21 protein-coding genes and 1 pseudogene are annotated in these 19951 nt (G+C 62.1%); 13 read left to right on the top strand and 9 right to left on the bottom strand.

Going from position 1 to position 19951, the window contains the following annotated elements; translation table 11 throughout:
* Nucleotides 1–61: 61 nt before the first annotated feature.
* Nucleotides 62–835 (top strand): transporter substrate-binding domain-containing protein, encoded by a 774-nt coding sequence (locus J3D60_RS29165; protein ID WP_065938920.1) that lies wholly within the window; start codon nucleotides 62–64, stop codon nucleotides 833–835.
* 50 nt (nucleotides 836–885) lie between these two features.
* Nucleotides 886–1725, top strand: coding sequence for a cache domain-containing protein (locus J3D60_RS29160; RefSeq protein WP_092356617.1), 840 nt, complete (start codon nucleotides 886–888; stop codon nucleotides 1723–1725).
* A gap of 69 nt (nucleotides 1726–1794) precedes the next feature.
* Here the strand turns inward: J3D60_RS29160 and J3D60_RS29155 are convergent, their stop codons facing one another.
* Together J3D60_RS29155 and pobA are read right to left on the bottom strand one after the other, a co-directional pair.
* Nucleotides 1795–3312, bottom strand: a complete 1518-nt coding sequence (locus tag J3D60_RS29155; protein ID WP_253493652.1) for an MDR family MFS transporter — start codon at nucleotides 3310–3312, stop codon at nucleotides 1795–1797.
* 66 nt (nucleotides 3313–3378) lie between these two features.
* The gene (gene pobA, locus J3D60_RS29150; RefSeq protein ID WP_253494051.1) at nucleotides 3379–4563 is read right to left on the bottom strand and encodes a 4-hydroxybenzoate 3-monooxygenase; all 1185 of its coding nucleotides are present in this window, start codon (nucleotides 4561–4563) and stop codon (nucleotides 3379–3381) included.
* A gap of 189 nt (nucleotides 4564–4752) precedes the next feature.
* Between pobA and J3D60_RS29145 the strand changes: the two genes are divergently transcribed.
* Nucleotides 4753–5631 carry a helix-turn-helix domain-containing protein gene (locus J3D60_RS29145; RefSeq protein WP_253493650.1) on the top strand — a complete coding sequence of 293 codons (879 nt, stop codon included), beginning with the start codon at nucleotides 4753–4755 and terminating at the stop codon, nucleotides 5629–5631.
* Here J3D60_RS29145 and J3D60_RS29140 read toward each other — a convergent pair.
* Both J3D60_RS29140 and J3D60_RS29135 read right to left on the bottom strand, forming a co-directional pair.
* A complete protein-coding gene (locus tag J3D60_RS29140; RefSeq protein WP_162844255.1) occupies nucleotides 5624–5800 on the bottom strand; it encodes a hypothetical protein in 177 nt (58 codons plus the stop codon). The two genes, J3D60_RS29145 and J3D60_RS29140, sit on opposite strands and share 8 nt — an antisense overlap.
* A 100-nt stretch (nucleotides 5801–5900) precedes the next feature.
* A complete protein-coding gene (locus J3D60_RS29135) occupies nucleotides 5901–6806 on the bottom strand; it encodes a LysR family transcriptional regulator (protein ID WP_253493647.1) in 906 nt (301 codons plus the stop codon).
* Nucleotides 6807–6913: 107 nt separating this feature from the next.
* Here J3D60_RS29135 and J3D60_RS29130 point away from each other — a divergent pair, with 107 nt between their 5' ends.
* Together J3D60_RS29130 and J3D60_RS29125 are read left to right on the top strand one after the other, a co-directional pair.
* Entirely contained in the window at nucleotides 6914–7777 is an 864-nt protein-coding gene (locus tag J3D60_RS29130) for an MBL fold metallo-hydrolase (RefSeq protein ID WP_253493644.1), read from the top strand.
* Nucleotides 7778–7811: 34 nt separating this feature from the next.
* A complete protein-coding gene (locus J3D60_RS29125; protein WP_065938914.1) occupies nucleotides 7812–8426 on the top strand; it encodes an NAD(P)-dependent oxidoreductase in 615 nt (204 codons plus the stop codon).
* Between the two features lie 123 nt (nucleotides 8427–8549).
* Here J3D60_RS29125 and J3D60_RS29120 read toward each other — a convergent pair whose 3' ends face one another.
* Nucleotides 8550–9422: a LysR substrate-binding domain-containing protein gene (locus J3D60_RS29120; protein ID WP_065938913.1), complete on the bottom strand. Its 873-nt coding sequence runs from the start codon at nucleotides 9420–9422 to the stop codon at nucleotides 8550–8552.
* A gap of 111 nt (nucleotides 9423–9533) precedes the next feature.
* Here J3D60_RS29120 and J3D60_RS29115 point away from each other — a divergent pair, with 111 nt between their 5' ends.
* The 4 genes from J3D60_RS29115 (at nucleotide 9534) to J3D60_RS29100 (ending at nucleotide 15004) form a co-directional block, all read left to right on the top strand.
* Complete coding sequence (locus J3D60_RS29115) at nucleotides 9534–11159, top strand: 5-guanidino-2-oxopentanoate decarboxylase (RefSeq protein WP_253493642.1); 1626 nt, start codon at nucleotides 9534–9536, stop codon at nucleotides 11157–11159.
* The gene (locus J3D60_RS29110) at nucleotides 11156–12598 is read left to right on the top strand and encodes an aldehyde dehydrogenase family protein (protein ID WP_253493639.1); all 1443 of its coding nucleotides are present in this window, start codon (nucleotides 11156–11158) and stop codon (nucleotides 12596–12598) included. Before J3D60_RS29115 ends, J3D60_RS29110 begins: the two co-directional genes overlap by 4 nt.
* A 145-nt stretch (nucleotides 12599–12743) precedes the next feature.
* Nucleotides 12744–13931 carry a cyanate transporter gene (locus tag J3D60_RS29105; RefSeq protein ID WP_253493637.1) on the top strand — a complete coding sequence of 396 codons (1188 nt, stop codon included), beginning with the start codon at nucleotides 12744–12746 and terminating at the stop codon, nucleotides 13929–13931.
* A gap of 137 nt (nucleotides 13932–14068) precedes the next feature.
* Nucleotides 14069–15004, top strand: coding sequence for a LysR family transcriptional regulator (locus tag J3D60_RS29100; protein ID WP_065938909.1), 936 nt, complete (start codon nucleotides 14069–14071; stop codon nucleotides 15002–15004).
* Nucleotides 15005–15019: 15 nt separating this feature from the next.
* On the opposite strand, the gene J3D60_RS29095 is transcribed toward J3D60_RS29100, so the two are convergent.
* Both J3D60_RS29095 and J3D60_RS29090 read right to left on the bottom strand, forming a co-directional pair.
* A complete protein-coding gene (locus tag J3D60_RS29095) occupies nucleotides 15020–15382 on the bottom strand; it encodes a 5-carboxymethyl-2-hydroxymuconate Delta-isomerase (protein WP_065938908.1) in 363 nt (120 codons plus the stop codon).
* A 55-nt stretch (nucleotides 15383–15437) separates the two neighbouring features.
* Entirely contained in the window at nucleotides 15438–16361 is a 924-nt protein-coding gene (locus J3D60_RS29090) for a LysR substrate-binding domain-containing protein (protein WP_065938907.1), read from the bottom strand.
* Nucleotides 16362–16488: 127 nt separating this feature from the next.
* On the opposite strand from J3D60_RS29090, the gene J3D60_RS29085 reads away from it, so the two are divergent.
* Together J3D60_RS29085 and J3D60_RS29080 are read left to right on the top strand one after the other, a co-directional pair.
* A complete protein-coding gene (locus tag J3D60_RS29085; protein ID WP_027604295.1) occupies nucleotides 16489–16668 on the top strand; it encodes a hypothetical protein in 180 nt (59 codons plus the stop codon).
* Nucleotides 16669–16698: 30 nt separating this feature from the next.
* Complete coding sequence (locus tag J3D60_RS29080) at nucleotides 16699–17250, top strand: hypothetical protein (RefSeq protein ID WP_253493634.1); 552 nt, start codon at nucleotides 16699–16701, stop codon at nucleotides 17248–17250.
* Here J3D60_RS29080 and J3D60_RS29075 read toward each other — a convergent pair whose 3' ends face one another.
* Nucleotides 17251–17394: a hypothetical protein gene (locus J3D60_RS29075; protein WP_162844254.1), complete on the bottom strand. Its 144-nt coding sequence runs from the start codon at nucleotides 17392–17394 to the stop codon at nucleotides 17251–17253.
* Between the two features lie 196 nt (nucleotides 17395–17590).
* Between J3D60_RS29075 and J3D60_RS29070 the strand changes: the two genes are divergently transcribed.
* Together J3D60_RS29070 and J3D60_RS29065 are read left to right on the top strand one after the other, a co-directional pair.
* Nucleotides 17591–18895, top strand: a complete 1305-nt coding sequence (locus tag J3D60_RS29070; protein WP_065938904.1) for an MFS transporter — start codon at nucleotides 17591–17593, stop codon at nucleotides 18893–18895.
* Nucleotides 18895–19653: a substrate-binding domain-containing protein gene (locus J3D60_RS29065; protein ID WP_027604297.1), complete on the top strand. Its 759-nt coding sequence runs from the start codon at nucleotides 18895–18897 to the stop codon at nucleotides 19651–19653. Before J3D60_RS29070 ends, J3D60_RS29065 begins: the two co-directional genes overlap by 1 nt.
* On the opposite strand, the pseudogene J3D60_RS29060 reads toward J3D60_RS29065, so the two are convergent.
* A pseudogene (locus J3D60_RS29060) lies at nucleotides 19651–19847 on the bottom strand (LysR family transcriptional regulator); the annotation flags it as partial. The gene J3D60_RS29065 and the pseudogene J3D60_RS29060 sit on opposite strands and share 3 nt — an antisense overlap.
* Nucleotides 19848–19951 lie beyond the last annotated feature (104 nt).

Here is a 19951-nt window from a genome sequence, read left to right as displayed (position 1 = left end):
TACCTGGCCTTGCTGCTGGAAATAATGACCGCCCCCGAGCATGCCCCAAGGACCCGATCGCATGAAAACAACGATAACCCTGTGCGTACTGGCAAGCCTGGCCACCTCCGCCCTGGCCGACACCGCCCCCTCGCGCCTTGACCAGGTGCTTGAGCGCGGCACCCTCAGCGTCTGCACCACCGGCGACTACAAGCCCTACACTTCGTTGCGCGCCGATGGCGGCTATGAAGGCATCGACATTGCCATGGCCGAGTCCCTGGCCAAGAGCCTCAATGCCAGGATCCAGTGGGTGCCCACCACCTGGAAAACCCTGATGCCGGACTTCCTCGCCCAGCGCTGCGACATCGCCGTGGGCGGGATTTCGGTGTCCCTGGAACGCCAGAAAAAAGCCTTCTTCAGCCAGTCCCTCGGGGTCGACGGCAAGATCCCGCTGGTGCGTTGCGCCGACGTCAAGCGCTACCAGACCGTGGAGCAGATCAACCAGCCCCAGGTGCGCGTGATCGAACCGGCGGGCGGCACCAACGAAATCTTCGCTCGCGCCCACCTGGGCCAGGCGCAAATCCGCCTGCACGACAACGTGACCATCTTCGACGAACTGCTGGCCGGCAAAGCCGACGTGATGATCACCGACGCCAGCGAAGCGCGTTACCAGCAGAAGCAAAAGCCCGGGTTGTGCGCGGTCAACCCGGAGCGGCAGATGCAGTACAGCGAAAAAGCCTTCCTGCTGCCCCGCGATGATGTGGCGTGGAAGAGCTATGTCGACCAGTGGTTGCACCTGAGCGTGGCCACCGGCGTCTACGACGGCATCGTCAGCCAATGGTTGGCGGCGCCCTGAGCCAGAGCCGTCTACGCTGTGCTCACATCAATAAGAACGAGGGACGGGACATGAAGGGACTGCTCCGCATCACCTGGCTGCTGCTGTTGTGTTTCAGCCAGGTACACGCCGCGACCACTCAGGACGAGGACGCCCAGGCCGCCAAGGCCCTGCTGGAAAAAGCCCTGGCCTACTACCAGAGCAACGGCGACAAGGCGCTCGCCGTGTTCAGCCGCCAAGGCGAGTTTGTCGACCATGACCGCTACGTATTCGTGGTCGACACCCAGGGCGTGCTGCTGGCCAGCGGCGGGCCCTCCTCCGCCTTGATCGGCCGGGATGTGTCCGAGGTACTCGGGCCAGAGTTGCGCCAGTCATTCAAGGACGCGCTCAAGGTGCCGGAAGGCCAGGGTATCCAACAGGCCGACTACCGCTGGCAGAACTGGAACGACGGCAAGGTCGAGCACAAGCATGTGTTTTACCAGCGCGTCGGCGAGCGCATCCTGGCCGTGGGTTATTACCTGCCGCGCGCCACCCCGGAACAGGCCCGGGCCCTGCGCAACAAGGCGGTGAACGCGTTGCTGAAGGATGAAGCCGGCACACTCAAGGCCATCAACTCATTGCAGGGCGGTTTCCTGCAGGATGACCTCTATGTGTTTGTCGTGGACTTGAACACCCAGCGCTACGTGGCCCATGGCACCAACCTGCGCCTGATCAACACCGACTTCAGCAAGATCAAGGACCCCGACGGCAAGCCGGTGGGCGAGCCGATCCTCAAGCTGATGGCCGAGCAGGACCAGGGGGAATACAAGTACCGTTGGAAGAACCCGGTGACGGATAAGGTCGAGAACAAGCATGCGTATGTGCGCAAGGCCGGGCATTTCATGGTTGCGGTGGGTTACTACAGCCCCTGATCTGAATTGGAATGCATTCAAATGTGGGAGGGGGCAAGCCCCTCCCACATTAGGTCTCTATTGTGTCAGTCAGCGGGTTTTGTCTTCCCTCCCGCGCAGCACGCGATTGGGCATCGTGATCGCCGCCGCCAACCCCAGCAACGACACCCCCGCACTCACCAACAGCAAATGCCTGAACGTCACCCCCAGCTCCCCGCGCAGGGCATCCTGCGCCGGGCCTGGCGCGGCGTTCAGGCCGTCAAGCAGCACATTGCCGGAACCGCCTTCGGGCACCAGCGCACCGCTGGCCAGATGGGCGAAGCTGGAGTCCTGCAACAACGCCAGCAGCAACGCCGACATGCACGCCACCCCCACCGCGCCGCCCAGGGAGCGGAACAGGTTGGTGGTGCTGGTAGCAACGCCGATGTCCCGTTGCTGCACCGAGTTCTGCGCCCCCACCAGGGAGGTGGGGAACTGCATGCCGGCGGCGATCCCGCACAGCAACATGAACACGCCGGTCAGCAGCATATCCTGGGGCGCACTGTAGGCCATGCCCAGGATCGCCAGCGGGCTCAACAGCGCACCGCCGAGGATCATCGGTTTGTAATGCCCGGTCACCGAGGTCATGCGCCCGGCGCAATAGGCGCCGATGGGCAGGCCCATCGCCAGGGGCAGCAAATGCAAGGCGGCGCTGTCGGCACCGCCGCCGGTCACTGTCTGAAAGCGCAAGGGCATCAGCACCGTCAGGGAAATCGCCTGGAAGCTGGTGAAGAAAATCGTGCACCAGCACAGCACCGCACTGCGGTTGGCAAACAGGTGCATCGGCAGCAAGGGCTCGCGGGCGCGGCGCTCGTGCCAGACGAACAGGGTCAATGCCACCAGGGCACAGGCCAGCAGCCCCAGCACCTGGCTGTCACGCCAATGATGGCCCTGGCCGATTTCGGTGATGCCCAACAGCAAGGCGGTGAGGCCGATGATCATCAGTACCGTGCCGAGGTAATCGATGATCGGCTTGCGTTGCGGTGCCGGCAGCCCCACCAGAGTGCGATGGGCCACGTACCAGGCACCGGCGCCCAACGGCAGGTTGATCAGGAACACCCAACGCCAGGATAAGTACTCGGTCATGTAGCCGCCCAACACCGGCCCGGCCACGCTGGCCACCGCGTACATGCTGCTGAAATAGCCCTGATAGCGCCCGCGCTCACGGGGCGGGATGATGTCGCCGATGATCGCCTGGCTCACCGAGATCATCCCGCCGGCGCCGATGCCCTGCAGCACCCGCGCCAGCACCAGTTGCTCCATGCTCTGGGCCATGCCGCAGAACAACGAAGCGACGGTGAACAGGCCCATGCCGATCAGCATCATCGGCCGCCGCCCGTAGAGGTCGCCGAGCTTGCCGTAGATCGGCACCGCCACCGTCATCGCCACCATATAACCGGAGATGACCCAGGCCAGCAGGTTGACGTCGTGGAATTGCGCGGAGATGGCGGGCATGGACACGGCGACAATGGTCTGGTCCAGGGCACCGAGGAAGATCGCCATCATCAACGAGGCGAGAATACTGCGCACCGCGGGGAGCGGTGGCGCGGGCTGATTGAGCTGAGTCACGGCAGAACCTTCGAGCAAGGCCCGCGGGAAAAGGCGGCCCGCGGGAATGCTCGATACGATAGCAGGCTATTCGATAGGCTCGTAAGGAAGTCCGACGTAATTTTCCGCGATGGTCTGGCGCCCGGCTTCGGAGTGGATGAAGTACTCCAGCTCGCTCTGGGCAATGCGCTGGCTGAATCCATCGGACTCAGGGAATTGATGCAACATCGAGGTCATCCACCAGGAAAACCGTTCGGCCTTCCACACCCGGCGCAGGCAGATGGCGGAATAACGTTCGAGCAAGTCCACGCGCCCCTCGCCATACACCTTGAGCAAAATTCGGAACAAGGTGCTCACGTCGCTGGCCGCCAGGTTCAAGCCCTTGGCCCCGGTGGGCGGCACGATATGGGCCGCATCGCCGAGCAGGAACAGGCGCCCGTACTGCATCGGTTCCACCACAAAACTGCGCAGGGGCGCGATGCTTTTTTCGATGGAGGGGCCGGTGACCAGTTGTTCAGCCAAAGCGTTGGGCAGCCGGGTTTTCAGTTCCGCCCAGAAGCGTTCGTCCGACCATTCATCCACGGGCTCCTCGGCCGGCACTTGCAGGTAATAGCGGCTGCGTGTCGGTGAACGCATGCTGCACAGCGCAAAGCCCCGTGGGTGCTTGGCGTACACCAGTTCCGCATGCACCGGCGGGGTGTCGGCAAGGATGCCCAGCCAACCGAAGGGGTAGACCCGCTCGAACACTTTTAGCGATTCAGCCGGGATCGACTGGCGCGCCACGCCGTGGAACCCATCACAACCGGCGATGTAGTCGCACTCCAGGCGAAACGCCTGGCCCTGATGCTCGAACGTCAGCCAGGGTCGATCACTTTTAAGATCATGGGGCTGCACGTCGCGCGCTTCATACAGGGTGGTGGCGCCAGCGGCGGCGCGGGCGGCCATCAGGTCGCGGGTGACCTCGGTCTGGCCGTAGATCATCACCGATTGGCCGCCGGTCAGCGCCTTGAGGTCGATGTGGGTCAGTTGACCGTCCAGCGCCAGCTCGAAGCCATCATGCACCAGGCCTTCGGCATCCATGCGCTGGCTCACGCCCGCCTCGCGCAGCAGGTTGACCATGCCTTGTTCCAGCACCCCGGCGCGGATGCGGCCTTGTACGTAGTCGGCACTCTGGCGCTCCAGGATCAGGGTCTGGATACCGGCGTTGTGCAACAGCTGGCCGAGCAAGAGTCCGGAGGGACCGGCGCCGATAATGGCGACTTGGGTTTTCAGGGTTTTCATTATTTTTATCGCCCGCAAGTTCCACCCGAACGGATCGAGTGAAAGAGTTGTCATTGATCTTGTGGCTGACAGTTTTCACTTGAGTGCGCAGTATAAGAAGGTGAAAACTGCGACAAAACCTGCGCTTTTTGCCAATTTGGGCGATTACCGCACCACTGTCCTGAGTATCGGATTGAAACCATGACCAACACCGCGATTCCGGTCTTCAAGCTTTACGGAGAAAGCCAGCAATGGCCGACCCCCGATTTGTTGCACTGCGAAACCATTTCCCGGCGCAGTCGGGAATACCAGTGGGAAATCCAGCCCCACCGGCACGCGGATCTGTGCCAACTGCTGTACGTGCACAAAGGCCAGGCCGAGTTGGAAATCGAAGGCCAGCGCACCACCCTCAAAGAAGCCACGCTGCAGGTATTGCCGCCGTTGTGCGTGCATGGGTTTCGCTTTGCCGAAGATGTGGAAGGCTATGTGGTCACCCTGGCGGCACCGCTGGTCAGCCACTTGCAAGCCCAGCTGGGCGCAACGGCAGGCGGTTTGCAGACCCTGGGCAGCTACCCGGCGGGCAAGGACAGTGATTACCTCAACAGCCAGTTCGCCCGCCTGCAGGACGAATACGCCGACAACCAACCGGCCCGGGACATGCTGATGCATGCGCTGGTCAGTGTGCTGCTGGTGTGGATCAGCCGCCAGGCCATCCAGCGTCGCCACCCGCGTGCGCCAAGGGGCCGCGAGTATTTCCGGCGCTTTACGCAATTGGTTGAACAGCACTATCGGGAACACCCGAAGATTGAGGATCTGGCCCACAAGCTGGGTATCTCGGTCTCGCACCTGAATGGGACGTGTCGGGAACTGGGTGGGCAGCCTGCCTTGCAGATCATGCATGACCGCCAATTACTCGAAGCCAAGCGCCTGCTGACCTACACCAGCATGACCATCAACGAGATGTCGGAAGTACTGGGTTTTTCCGACCCGACCAACTTCTCTCGGCTGTTCCGCCGACGGGTAGGGTTCTCACCCAAGGCGTTTCGCGAGCAACTCAAGGCCGAACAGCCGCCTACCTGAGTGCACTGAAACTGCCGGTGTGGGGAACGCATTGGTCCTGATGGCAGCTGATCGCAAAGGTCGGCTGCATCCGGGTCTGCTCCACACGGTAGGCGGCGGTGCCATACAGCCCGGTCGCCAGGGCGCAGAGGAAGAAAATCATCAGGTACTTGCGGGTTTTAATGCTCATGGCACAGACCTCTGAGCGGATCTACAGGGTGCTGTTTAAAGCATAGGCCAACCAGGGCGAGTTGCCATTATTGGGCGACATTCAACAGGGTTATGTCGCCTTAGAGCCCCCTATCCCACACCGGCTCCTCGGGGAACCTCACCACCAGGAAATCCAGCAGGCTGCGCAACGCCGATGGCATGTGTTTGCGCGACGCATAGACCGCGTAGATGTTCATCTGCCGGGGTTCGGCCTCGGGTAGCAGACGTACCAGTTCACCACGGCGGATGTGATCGCCGGCCTGGTAGCTGGGCAGCATCGCCACACCCGCGCCGGCCAGCGTCACGCGTAACAACGTACTGGCTTCGTTAGCGGTGATATTGCCGTGCACCGGCACCGAGACGTGCTCGCCGTGCTCTTCGAAATGCCACAGGCTTTTGCCGAAGTACGAATGGGTCAGGCAGTTGTGCCGGGCCAGGTCCTCGACTTTCTGCGGCGCCGGGTGCTCCAACAGGTACGCTGGGGTTGCACACACCACGGAGCGACAGACCGTCAGGCGCCGGGCGATCAGGTTGGGGTCCAGGTCGTTGCTGGTGCGGATGGCCAGGTCGATGCGCTCATCCACCAGGTTCACCGTGCGGTCGAGCATTTGCAGGTCAATCGTCACCAAGGGGTAGCGCTTGACGTACTCGGCGATAGCCTCGGCCAATTGCGCCTGGCCGAACGAGGTGCTGACACTCAGGCGCAACAGGCCACGGGGCGCATTATCGGGCTCACTGACGGCGGCCTGCATATCACCGCACAACTCCAGGAGTTGCCGACAGCGTGGCAAGGTTTCGCCACCGGCCGCCGTAAGGCTGAGTTTGCGCGTGGTGCGGTGCAACAGGCGCGCGCCGACCCAGTCTTCCAGCTCGGCCAGGTAACGCGACACCACCGGGCGCGACAGGTCCAGATGATCGGCAGCGGCGGACTGGCTGCCCAGGTCCACCACCGTGACAAACACGCGCATTGCTTGAAGACGATCCATGATTTGCCCGATTTCAGAAACAAACTATGTCCCAGCATCGCATTTTTAGTTCGGTTTAGTGCAACTAAGCTCTGTGCATTCTTTGAATCCACTGCTGGAGCTGCCCGATGTTCTCAACCCTCAAGCGCTTGACCTTCACCGCTGCCTTGGCGTTTGCCGGCCATGCAGCGGCGGCCGACCTGACCCTGGATGTCTACAACCCAGGCGAGGCGGCGATCTTCCCGGTCAGCTCGGTGCTGGTCAGCGGCGCCAAAGACGCAATCCTGGTGGACGCGCAATTCGGCAAGGGCCAGGCCGAGCAACTGGTGCAGAAGATCCGCGCCAGCGGCAAACACCTGACCACCATCTACATCAGCCACGGCGACCCGGATTACTACTTCGGCCTCGATACCCTGACGGCCGCGTTCCCCGACGCCAAGGTCCTGGCGCCGCAACCGGTGGTCGACCATATCAACGCCACCGTGGCCGGCAAACTTGAATTCTGGGGCCCGAAAATGGGTGCCGACAAACCGGGCAAAACCATCGTGCCCCAGATGCTGCAAGGCCACAGCCTGACCCTTGAAGGGCAGCAACTGGAGGTGATCGGCCTGGACGGCCCGCAGCCGGACCGCAGCTTCGTGTGGATCCCGTCGATCAAGGCCGTGGTCGGGGGCGTGGTGGTCGCGCAAAACATTCACCTGTGGATGGCCGACACCCAAAGCGCGCAATCCCATAAAGACTGGCTTGCGACCCTGCAACGCATCGAACAGCTGAAGCCACGCACGGTGATCCCGGGCCACTACCTGGGCACGCCATCGCCGCAATCCGTGACCTTTACTGCCGACTACATCAAGGCATTCGACGTAGAAACCGCCAAGGCCAAGGACGCCGCCGCGCTGATCGCGGCCATGAAAAAGCGCTACCCCACCCTCGCCGACGAAAGCTCGCTGGAACTGAGCGCCAAAGTCGCCAAGGGCGAAATGAAGTGGTGAATGGCTTTAAACCCTGACCGTACTGGAGAACATCATGAGCAAGATCGCAATCATTGGGGCCACCGGCCGTGCCGGCAGCCAATTGCTGGAAGAAGCCCTGCGTCGTGGGCATAGCGTGGTGGCTATCGCGCGTAACACCGAATCCATCGATGTGAAGCCAGGTGTGACCGTCAAAAAAGCGGATGCCTTGAATGCTGACGAACTGCAACAGGCTGTCAGTGGAAGTGATGTGGTAATCAGTGCCGCACACTTCGCAACCGTGCCAGCCGAGGCTGTGATCGGTCCGGTGAAGAAAGCCGGTGTAAAGCGCCTGTTGGTAGTGGGAGGCGCTGGCTCGTTGTTATTACCGACCGGAGAGCGCGTCATCGACAGCGCCGGATTCCCTGAGGAATATCGTGCAGAAGCAAGTGCTGGCAGCGTGTTTCTCGACAAACTGCGTCAAGAACAGGAGTTGGATTGGTCCTTTCTCTCGCCCTCTGCGGAGTTTGTTGAAGATGTGCGCACTGACGACTTCAGGTTGGGGCAAGACCACTTGCTCATTAGTGAGAAAGGAAGAAGCTGGATCAGCTTCTCCGACTATGCGATTGCACTAATCGACGAAGTAGAAACGCCAAAACATTCCCGCCAGCGCTTCACCGTCGGCTACTGACCCAACGCGGTCAAGAAATGTGGGAGGGGGCTTGCTCCCGATAGCGGTAGTTCAGTTGCAGCCTCTTTGACTGAAACACCGCTATCGGGAGCAAGCCCCCTCCCACATTTGGATCTTCAGCGCCTACGACTGTTGCGCCTGGCTCACCAACCAATCCATCAGCGCTTCAAGCCCTGCCGACGGCACCGTCCCCGGCGGATACACCAGGTAGTACCCCTTCCCCGTCGGTACCCGCAGTTCAAACGGCATCGCCAAGCGCCCCGCCTTGAGATCCTCGCCCATCAACGCACTGTCGCCCATCGCCACCCCGGAGCCCTGGGAGGCCACGTTCATCGCCAAGTCCAACGTCTCGAAATGATGCCCCTGGCTCAAGTTGCTCAACCGCGTATCCGCCGCCTTGAGCCACCGCGCCCAATCGCGCTCGTCTCGCGTGGGGTGCAGCAGCACCTGTTGCTGCAGGTCCGCCGGGGTGTGCAAACCAGCGAGCAGCGCCGGTGCGCAGACCGGTGTGAGTTGTTCGTCGAACAAGTGCCGCGCCTCGGCCGACTGCTCGGCGATGGGCGCATAGATCACCGCCGCATCGAATTGCTCGCGACGAAAATCCACGCTGTAGGCCACGGTGGTGGTGAGTTCCACCGGCACGTCCGGGCGTTCCTTTTGCCACTGCATCAAGCGCGGCAACAACCAGCGCATCACACAGGTGGAGGCCTTGATTTGCAGGGTATGGCGGCGATTGCCGATCTGTTCCAGCGCGTCACCGAGCAGGCCAAACACCTGCTGCACTCGTTGCGACCACTCGCGACCTTCTTCGGTCAGGCTCAACCCCCGTGCCTGGCGCTGGAACAAGGCGTAGCCCAAATGGCTCTCCAGCCCGGCGATCTGCCGGCTCACCGCACCTTGGGTGATGTGCAGTTGCTCGGCGGCGCGGGTGAAGTTGCAGCACTGGGCCGTGACCCAGAAGGTATGCAGCGCGGGCAGAGGCGGAAGGCGTTTCATAAGGGTGCAGCCATGACGTGAGGACATGGCTAGTATGACTTTTTATCGATTGTTGCCGCTACGGGCCAGCCGTTCCAATAGCGCCACGATTCCATAACAAGAGCGACACCTATGGCGACCTGCGGCGAAGTATTGGTCAACCTCCTGGAAAGCTACGGCGTGGACCAGGTGTTTGGTATCCCCGGCGTACACACCGTGGAGCTGTATCGCGGCCTGGCCCGTTCGAGCATCCGCCACGTCACCCCGCGCCACGAACAGGGCGCCGGTTTTATGGCCGACGGCTACGCGCGCACCCGTGGCAAGCCGGGCGTGTGTTTCATCATCACCGGCCCCGGCATGACCAATATCACCACCGCCATGGGCCAGGCCTACGCCGACTCGATCCCGATGCTGGTGATTTCCAGCGTGCAATCGCGCAGCCAATTGGGCGGCGGACGCGGCAAGCTGCATGAGCTGCCGAACCAGGGCGCGATGATGGCCGGCGTGGCGGCGTTCTCCCATACCTTGATGTCGGCAGCAGAGTTGCCCGCCGTGCTGGCACGGGCGTTTGCGTTGTTCCAGGCCGGCAGGCCGCGCCCGGTGCATATCGAGATTCCGTTGGATGTGCTGGTGGAAAACGCCGATGCACTGTTGGGCAGCAAGCCGATCAACGTCACCCGTGCCGGTGCGGCACCGGCGGCGGTCAAGCAGATGAGCCAGTTGCTCGCCGCCGCCAAACGCCCGCTGATCCTGGCCGGTGGCGGCGCGATTGAGGCGGCCGCCGAATTGACCCGCCTGGCCGAAGCCCTCGACGCGCCGGTGGCCCTGACCATCAATGCAAAGGGCATGCTGCCTTCCGAGCATCCGCTGCTGATCGGCTCGACTCAGTCCCTGGTCGCTACCCGCGCGCTGGTGGCCGAGGCCGATGTGGTGCTGGCCATCGGCACCGAGCTGGCCGAGACCGACTACGACGTGACCTTCGCCGGTGGCTTCGAGATACCCGGTGCGCTGCTGCGCATCGATATCGACCCCGACCAGACCGTGCGCAACTACCCGCCGCACCTCGCACTGGTGGCCGATGCGCGGATCGCCGCCGATGCCTTGCTGACCGACTTGAACCGCACGCCGCTGGCCCCTCGCCACACCGACTGGGGCGCTCAGCGAGTCGCCCGGTTGTGGGCCGAACTGGCCCCCACCTGGGACGCCGCCACCCGCGCGCAAACCCTGTTCCTCAATACGGTGCTGGAAGCACTGCCGGGCGCCGTGCTGGTGGGCGACTCGACCCAACCGGTGTACAGCGGCAACCTGACCCTGAACCTCGACCACCCGCGCCGCTGGTTCAACTCCTCCACCGGCTACGGCACCTTGGGCTACGCCCTGCCGGCCGCCATCGGCGCGTGGCTGGGCCGTGGTGATGGGCAGCCGGTGGTGTGTTTGATCGGTGACGGCGGGCTGCAATTTACCCTGCCGGAACTGGCCAGTGCAGTGGAAGCGCGCACGCCGATCATCGTGCTGCTGTGGAATAACCAGGGTTATGAAGAGATCAAGAAATACATGCTCAACCGCGCCATCGAACCGGTCGGCGTAGACATCTACACCCCGGACTTTATCGGGGTGGCCAAGGCCCTCGGCAGTGCTGCCGACAGCGCTCACAGCGTTGCACAGCTACGCAACGCCTTGCGCGCCGCCGCCGATCGCCCGGGGCCGACGCTGATTGAGATCGACCAGGACCTATGGATGAAGGAGACAGCGGTATGAGCGCAGTAGTGAACGGTGTGTATATCGACGGCGCATGGCGTGCCGGCCATGACGTGCTGGAGGTGATCAACCCGGCCACCGAGGCGACTCTGGCGCGCATCAGCGTCGGCGATGGGCAGGCAGTGACCCAGGCCGTGGATGCAGCCAGCGCGGCCTTTATCGACTGGTCGAAAAGTAGCGGCCGTGATCGCGCCAGCCTGCTGCGCAAAATCGCCCAAGGCGTCAGCGCGCAGCGCGAACAGTTGATGCACCTGCAATCGAGCAACAACGGCAAGCCGCTGTTTGAAGCCGGCATCGATGTGGACGACGTGATCGCTACGTTCGAGTACTACGCCGGTATCGCCGACGACATGGACGCCGGCCAGGATCGCCCGGTGGCGCTGCCCAGCGATGACTTCAGCGCGCGCCTGCGCCGTGAGCCGTGCGGCGTGGTGGGGTTGATCGTGCCGTGGAATTTCCCGATGGTCACCACCGCCTGGAAACTCGCCCCGGCCCTCGCCGCCGGTTGCTGTGTGGTGCTCAAGCCCTCGGAAGTCACGCCATTGGCGGAGTTGCAGTTGGCGCAAATCATCGCTGACGCGGGCTGCCCGGCGGGGGTGTTCAACCTGGTCTGCGGCACCGGCTTGGCCGTTGGCGCACCGTTGGCCGCAGACCGTCGCGTGGCGAAGATTTCCTTCACCGGCAGCAACGCCGTGGGCGTGCAGGTGATGCAACGTGCAGCGGAAACCATCAAGGGCGTGAGCCTGGAATTGGGCGGTAAATCTTCGCTGCTGGTACTGGCGGATGCCGACCTCGACCTGGCGGTGGAGCTGGCGTGTGGCGGTGGCTTTTTCAACGCCGGACAAATGTGTTCCGCCACCAGCCGCGTGCTGGTGGCCGACAGCCTGGCGGATGAATTCCTGCAACGCTTGCAGGCACGGGCTGAAGCAATTCGCGTCGCCGACCCATTTGCCGACGACGTGGAAATGGGCGCGTTGATCAACCGCGTGCAGTATCAGCGGGTGCTGGGGCATATCCAACGGGGCGTCGAGGCTGGCGCGCGATTGGTGTGTGGCGGCGAACGCCCGGCGAACCTGGCGAAGGGCTACTTCATTCGCCCGACGGTGTTTACCGACGTGCCATTGGACAGTGCGTTGTGGAACGAAGAAATCTTCGGCCCGGTGCTGTGTGTACGACCTTTTGCCACTGAGGAAGAGGCCATTGCCCTGGCCAACGACAGCGATTTCGGCCTGGTGGCCAGCGTGGTCAGCCGCAGCGTCGAAACCACCGAGCGCGTGGCGAATGCCTTGCAGGCCGGGCTGGTGTGGATCAACGCACCGCAGGTGATCTTCCCGCAGACCGCATGGGGTGGTTACAAGCAGAGCAGTATCGGCCGTGAGCTGGGGCCGTGGGGGCTGGCGGCGTTTCAGGAGATCAAGCATGTGATCCGGTCTATCTGACGACGCAGAACAACTGTGGGAGGGGGCTTGCCCCGATAGCGGTGTTTCAGTTAACCGCAATTTTTAGATAGCCCCTGCGACTTTCTCATTTGCCCCACTCCCCCCTGCGTGGCCTGATTCACCCTTGTTCATTCAAGGCAGGCCCATGGAAAACGTTCAGGCAAAACCCACCACCGCCGTATGGCTGATGATCAGCGTCGTGCTGGTCGCCCTTAACCTGCGGCCGTCGATGGCCGCCGTGGGGCCGTTGTTGTCGTCGATTCGCGGCGATGTGCCATTGAGTTTCAGCAGCGCGGCGTTGCTGACCATGTTGCCGGTCATGGCCATGGGCCTGGCGATGTTCTTTGGCATGGGCCTGGCCAAGCGTTTTGGCGAGCACCGCAGCATTGTGCTGTCACTGCTGGTGATTGGCGTGGCGACGTTGTCGCGGCTGTTCCTGGATTCGGCCCTGGAATTGATCGTCAGCGCCATTGCCGCCGGTGTGGGTATCGCCATGATCCAGGCGTTGATGCCGGCCCTGATCAAGTCGCGGTTCAGCGACAACGTGTCGCTGTTCATGGGCCTCTATGTCACCGCCATCATGGGCGGCGCGGCGCTGGCGGCAGCGTTCTCCCCCTTCGTGCAGGTGCAGACCGGCAGCTGGCGCATCGGCCTGGCGATTTGGGGGTTTCTGGCGCTGCTGGCCCTGGTGTTCTGGTACGCCCAGCGCTCGGTGTTGCCACCGTTGCCCCAAGCCGCCGCCGGCCCTCAGGAATCGTTTTTCGGCAACGGCCGCGCCTGGTTGCTGGCGATCTTTTTCGGCCTCGGTACGGCGTCCTACACCTGCGTGCTGGCGTGGCTCGCGCCGTACTACGTGGAGCAAGGCTGGAGCGAACAGAATGCCGGTTTGTTGCTGGGTTTCCTGACCGCGATGGAGGTGGTGTCCGGCCTGGTAACGCCGGCCATCGCCAACCGCCGCCGGGATAAACGCGGGGTAGTGGCCGTGTTGCTGGGGCTGATCATCCTGGGGTTCTGCGGCCTGATCCTCAGCCCGCAACACCTCAGTCTGCTGTGGCCGTGCCTGCTGGGCCTGGGTATCGGCGGGTTGTTCCCGATGAGCCTGATCCTGTCCCTCGACCACCTCGACAACCCGCGTCGCGCGGGGGGCCTTACCGCATTCGTGCAGGGCATCGGCTACCTGATTGCCGGCCTGTCGCCGCTGATCGCCGGGATGATCCGCGACCAACTGGGCAGCTTCGAATGGGCCTGGTGGTCGCTGACGGCAGTGATCGTGGTGATGCTGCTGATCGTCACGCGCTTCAACCCAAGGCATTACGCAGAACATATTCGCTGACGTCGTGTTGCAAACAGTATTTGTCCCACGCAAAACATTGAAACGCCCTACAGAGCTTTCTATTGGTACGGCCGTTCCGTTAAGCTTTCGCGCTGTCTTGTACTGACTTCGGTACATGGGGTTTACGGACGAAACCGATGTTAAACAGTAACTTGCTCAGAAAACTCGATATGCAGGACTTGATGGTGTTTATCGCCGTCTATGACCAGAGCAGCGTTACCGACGTGTCAGAAACGCTGTTCGTCAGCCAGTCCACCGTGAGCTACAGCCTGAAGAAACTGCGGACCAGTTTTGAAGACGAGCTGTTTATCAACACGCGGGCGGGCATGCGGCCTACGTACAAGGCCACTACCATGTACGCCCATGTGCAGAAGATCCTCGAAAGCATCAACCTGTGCCACGCCGGTGGCCAGGCCTTCGACCCGACCCAGAAGGCCGTGACCTTCAATGTCTGCGCGCCGGAGTACTTCGAACAACTGATCCTGCCGCGCCTGTTGAAGCATTTCGACCGCGCCGACCTGCCGGTGATCGTCAATGTGCAGAAACTGGAAGCCGACATCCCCGCCGACGACCTGCGCGAGGGCCGCCTGGACCTGGTGATCTGCTTCGGACCGCACTTTCACCGCGCCCATAAAGACTTCAAGACCCAAATGCTGCTGGAGGACGATCTGGTGTGCGTCTTCGATAAACGCTCGGCACCGCGCGAGTCGGCGTTCAGCCTGCAATCATTCGTCGAGCGGCGCCACGTGTTCCCCACGCCATGGACCTCCGACACCAACATGATCGACGGCTGGCTGGCGCGCCAGGCCCACAAGCGCCAGGTGATCGCCCGCGCCAACAGCTACAGCGCGGCGCTGAAGATGATCACCGGCACCGACTTCATCGTCACCCTGCCGCGCCGCGTGCAGAAACTGCTGGCACCGGCGACGGTGTTCGGCCACTGCGAGGCCCCCAACGGGTTGCCGGGGTTCACCCTGGATATGCAGTGGAATGAAAGCAGTGAACAGGACAGTGCCAATACCTGGTTTCGTGAACAGGTGGTGAAGGTGTGTGCGGATCAGGGATTACTCTGACTTCTGTAGCGAGGGTTAGCCGATGGCGACTTTGCTGTAGGAATCGCGATCCATGTCGACCAGCTGGACACTGAGTTGAACCTGCAGATCCGTCGGCCAGTCGCCCAGATCCTGCAACGCTGCCAGCAGGCTTTGCGACAATTGCTGCTTGACCTGCGGCGACCGCCCGCTGAGCAGTGACAGCTTCACCGCGATGAAACCGCGTGGGTTGAGGGAGGTGCCCACCTGAAAACTCTCGAGCTTCACGGCGCGGCTTTTGATATCGAACTCGGAACCGAACTGCCCGGACGCCATCAGCACATTGTTGAGCCTCAACAGGGTTTTCTCGACGGCCAGGTTTGTCAGGTTGGCGGTGTATTCCAAGTGCAGGTGTGGCATGGATGACTCCGAGTCATTCGTAGGAAAGTCTGTAGATATAGCACGGATAAAAGCCTCAGGCCTTGTTCGTCTGGCCCCGATCGCTCATGAACGCCTCCAGCCGCGAACGCACCCAGCGCTCGGCAGGGTCGGTGTCCACATGACTGAGCCAGACCATGGACAAATCCAGGGTCGGCGTCTCGAACGGAAACGGCTCGCAGAACAGGTTGCCCGACACTGCCATGGCCTCGGCCGTGTAATCCGGCAGGCTGGCGATCAAGTCGGTCCCGGCCAGCAGCGCGGGCAATGCGCTGTATTGCGGCACCGATAACACCACATGGCGCTTGCGGCCGATTTCCGCCAGCCACTCATCGGCAAACCCGGACACGTTGGCGGTGTGGGACACCAGCACATGGGGGCGCGAGCAATATTCATCGAGGGTCAGCGGGGTGTCCGAGGCATCGGCGCGCAGCAGTCGCGGACGAATGTGGCGCAGCAGCTTGCGCTTGGCATTCGCCGGCAGGCCACGGGTCTGGGTGATGCCGACGGTAATATCGCCGGACGCCAGCAGATCGGGAATCCGCCAATAGTCCACGTGCTGCACCACGAACACCACCTGCGGCGCTTCCTGGCGCAAGGCGCGCAGCAACGGTGGCAACAGGCCGAACTCGACGTCGTCGGACAGGCCGATGCGAAAGGTCATGGTGCTGATGGATGGGTCGAAATCGTGGGTCAGGCTCAAGGCCGACGACAACGAATCCAGGGCGGGCGACAGGTGCTGGATGATTTCCTCGGCGCGCGCGGTAGGTTCCATGCGATGGCCGACGCGAATAAACAGCGGGTCGTTGAACAAGGTACGCAGACGGTTGAGGGCCGAACTGATGGTCGGCTGGCCGAGAAACAGCTTCTCGGCCACTCGCGTCACATTGCGCTCGAGCATCAGTGCTTCGAAGACCACCATCAGGTTGATATCGGCCTTGCGTAATTCATTGCGATTCATCGGCGCCTGCCCCTAGCCCAAGACAAGCCGCAGTTTAGAAAGCCGGGCCGGCCGCGTCTATGTGCACACTGTTCATCACGCGGCTTTGGGACTATAAACAGCGCTCGAACGTCGCAGGAACACTACCGTGCTGGTCATTTTTGGCCTGGCCATTCTGGTGGCCGGACTCTGCCTCTGGCTTATCCGCTTTGTCACCCGCCCCACCGCCCGCACCTTGTTGCGGGTGTTCGTCGGCCTGTGCCTGGCAGCAGTGGTGGCGTACCTGGTGCTGGCCTCGGGTTTTCCTGTTTCGTTGCTGGTTTCATAACGCCCCCTCTTTGAACTGGATGCTATTGCCTTGATAAACAGCCGCAACATCGCACTACCGCTGTTACTGGCCGGATGTACCGCCACGACGCCCTACAAGGCACCGCTCGAAGGCCCGCGCGCGCAGCTCAAAAGTGAGTTGAGCACCCACGCCAGCTACAACGAATGGCTGTCTGTCAGCGTTTCGACGGATCATGAATGCCTGCAAGGCAGGGTGGGAACGCCGAGTAAGGAAACCGCACTGTTTGCGGTGCACAGCAGCACTTCGCGCCCCGACGGTTACGTGGACATCGCCGCCGACCAACCGCTGCACTTGATCGTGTCGGGCCTGGCGAGCGCCGGCCGGCGCTGTGTGATTGAGTTCAACACCCAGTTCGCCGCCCAGGGACGCTACCTGCTCAAAGGCGGGATTGCCGACGCCGACAGTGGGTGGTGTCGCGTTAAGGTGATCAATGCCGATACCGGCGCCGCGCTGGCGGAATTCGAAACCCCGACCCAGGTAACACCCGACCCCACGGAGAGCCCTTCGTGGAGGCAGTTCATGGCCCGTCAAGGGTGCTTTTTGGCTCCGGCCGAACATTGATCAGGGCTTGAGCGGACGCTCCTGATCCCGCTCGGACAGCTCAGTGCCGTCGTCCGGGTGCTTCCAGGTCTGGGGTTTTTCCTCTTCATGTCGCCGGGGTTGCTCATGCTCCGGCTCATCTTGGCGCTTCGGTTCATTGCCCATAGCCATCTCCCTTCCGTAAGAATTGGTCATACCTTCCAGCATAGAACAGAGCGGGATCTTTGAAAGGCGCGCAAATTCATAACCAACAGACATTAATCAATCCATATTTTTCACTTTTCATTTCTAAATGTGTCAGCCACTATCCTCGGTCTTACGCGAAACAAGCATTTAAAAAGAACGCTGGAGACACAAACCCATGACTAGCCCTTCCCGGCCCGATTCTGCCCGTTCGAAAGTAGGTGCGGTATTCCGCGTTACTTCGGGCAACTTCCTTGAACAGTTCGACTTCTTTCTGTTCGGCTTCTACGCCACCTACATTGCTGCCGCGTTCTTCCCTGCCGCCAATGAATTTGCCTCATTGATGATGACCTTCGCCGTGTTCGGCGCAGGCTTCCTGATGCGCCCACTGGGCGCAATCATCCTCGGCGCTTATATCGATGACGTCGGTCGCCGCAAAGGGTTGATCGTGACCTTGTCGATCATGGCCAGCGGCACGCTGTTGATCGTGCTGGTGCCGGGCTATCACACCATTGGCCTGTGGGCCCCGTTGCTGGTGCTGATGGGCCGCTTGCTGCAAGGCTTCTCGGCCGGTGCGGAGCTGGGCGGTGTGTCGGTGTACCTGTCTGAAATGGCCACCCCAGGCCGCAAGGGGTTCTACACCAGCTGGCAATCGGGCAGCCAACAGATCTCCATCGTGGTCGCCGCCGCCCTGGGCTATGGCTTGAACGTGTGGATGGAACCGGCGGTGGTTGCCGATTGGGGCTGGCGCATTCCGTTCGCCATCGGTTGCGTGATCATCCCCTTTATCTTTGTGTTGCGTCGCAACCTGCAGGAAACCGAAGAATTCGCCAACCGCAAGCATCGCCCGACCATGCGCGAGGTGCTGGCCACACTGGTGAAAAACTGGACCGTGGTCATCGGCGGCATGCTGATGGTGGCCATGACCACCACCGCGTTCTACCTGATCACCGTGTACGCGCCGACCTTCGGCAAGACCGTGCTGCAGCTGAGCACCTCCGATGCGCTGCTGGTGACCTTGCTGGTGGCGGTGTCGAACTTTGTCTGGCTGCCGATCGGCGGCACCCTGAGCGACCGCTTCGGCCGCAAGCCGGTGCTGATCGCCATGACCGCGCTGACGGTGCTCACGGCTTATCCGGCGCTGTCCTACGTGGTGAATGCACCGAGCTTCGCCCATATGCTGGAGACGCTGCTGTGGTTCTCGTTCCTGTACGGCATGTACAACGGCGCGATGATCCCCGCCCTCACGGAAATCATGCCGGTGGAAGTGCGCGTAGCGGGTTTCTCCCTGGCCTACAGCCTGGCGACCGCGATCTTCGGTGGGTTTACCCCGGCGATCTCCACCTGGTTCATCCACATCACTGAAGACAAGGCCTCGCCGGCCTATTGGATGATGTTCGCTGCGTTGTGCGCGCTGTGTTCGACCCTGGCGCTGTATCGTCGCGCCAATGCACGCGGGCAGGTGATGCAGGGGGCGGCGTGATGAAGTCTCTGTTCAAGACCCTGGCGGCCCTGGCCCTCGGTGCCCTGGCGCTGACGGCCCAGGCCGAGGAACTCAAGGTGATGACCTCCGGTGGCTTCACCGCCGCCTATAAACTGCTGGGCCCGCAATACGCCCAGCACAGCGGCGACACCCTCGATACCGTCCTCGGCCCGTCCATGGGCAAGGCGCCAGAAGCGATTCCCAACCGCCTGGCCCGTGGCGAACATGCCGACGTAGTGATCATGGTCGGCTATGCCCTGGATGACTTGATCAAACAAGGCAAGGTCGACCCGGCGTCCCGCGTGGAACTGGCGGATTCGCGCATCGGCCTGGTGGTGAAGGCGGGTGCGACCAAACCCGCGATCGGCACCGATGCCGAACTCAAGGCCGTACTGAGCAAGGCCAAGTCCGTGGCGTATTCGGACAGCGCCAGCGGTGTGTATGTCGAGAAAGAGCTGTTCAAGAAGCTCGGCATGCCCGCCAAAGGCACCATGATCGAACGCCTCCCGGTGGCCGAACAGGTCGCCAAGGGCGATTACGAGGTGGGCTTGCAGCAGGTGGCGGAGTTATTGCCGGTGCCGGGTGTGACTTACGTCGGCAAGATCCCGGAAGACGTGCAATCGGTGACGCGCTTTGCGGCGGGCATTCCGGTCAATGCCGAACACCCTGCACAGGCCAAGGCGTTGTTGCAGTTCCTCGCTTCGCCCCAGGCACAACCGGTGGTGCAATCCACCGGCCTGGACTCGGTGGCACACTGACCGAAACGGTATCTTCCGCCCCACCGCTCCAATTCCAGCGCCGCCGACGGCCAGCTCCGTCCGCGGCGTTTGATCAAGCCCACATTACCCATCACCTGCGGTTCCACCCACGGCACACTCAGCCAAATGGGTTGCTCCGACGCCGCTATCGCGATCGACGGCAGCATCGACCCCCATCCCGCCTCCACCCGCCCGAAGCGCCCGGTCCACAGGGCTTGAGGCAAATGAACGAAAACCTTCGAAACAATTCAAAGCACTTCAATTTAGTATAAATTGCATGCCACTCAACAAGGCATTC

The sequence above is a fragment of the Pseudomonas sp. S3E17 genome, from assembly GCF_024168685.1.
GTDB classification, from domain to species: Bacteria; Pseudomonadota; Gammaproteobacteria; order Pseudomonadales; family Pseudomonadaceae; genus Aquipseudomonas; species Aquipseudomonas marginalis.
Note: the sequence above shows the minus strand (reverse complement) of the source record. Positions and strands in the feature narration are given on the sequence as shown.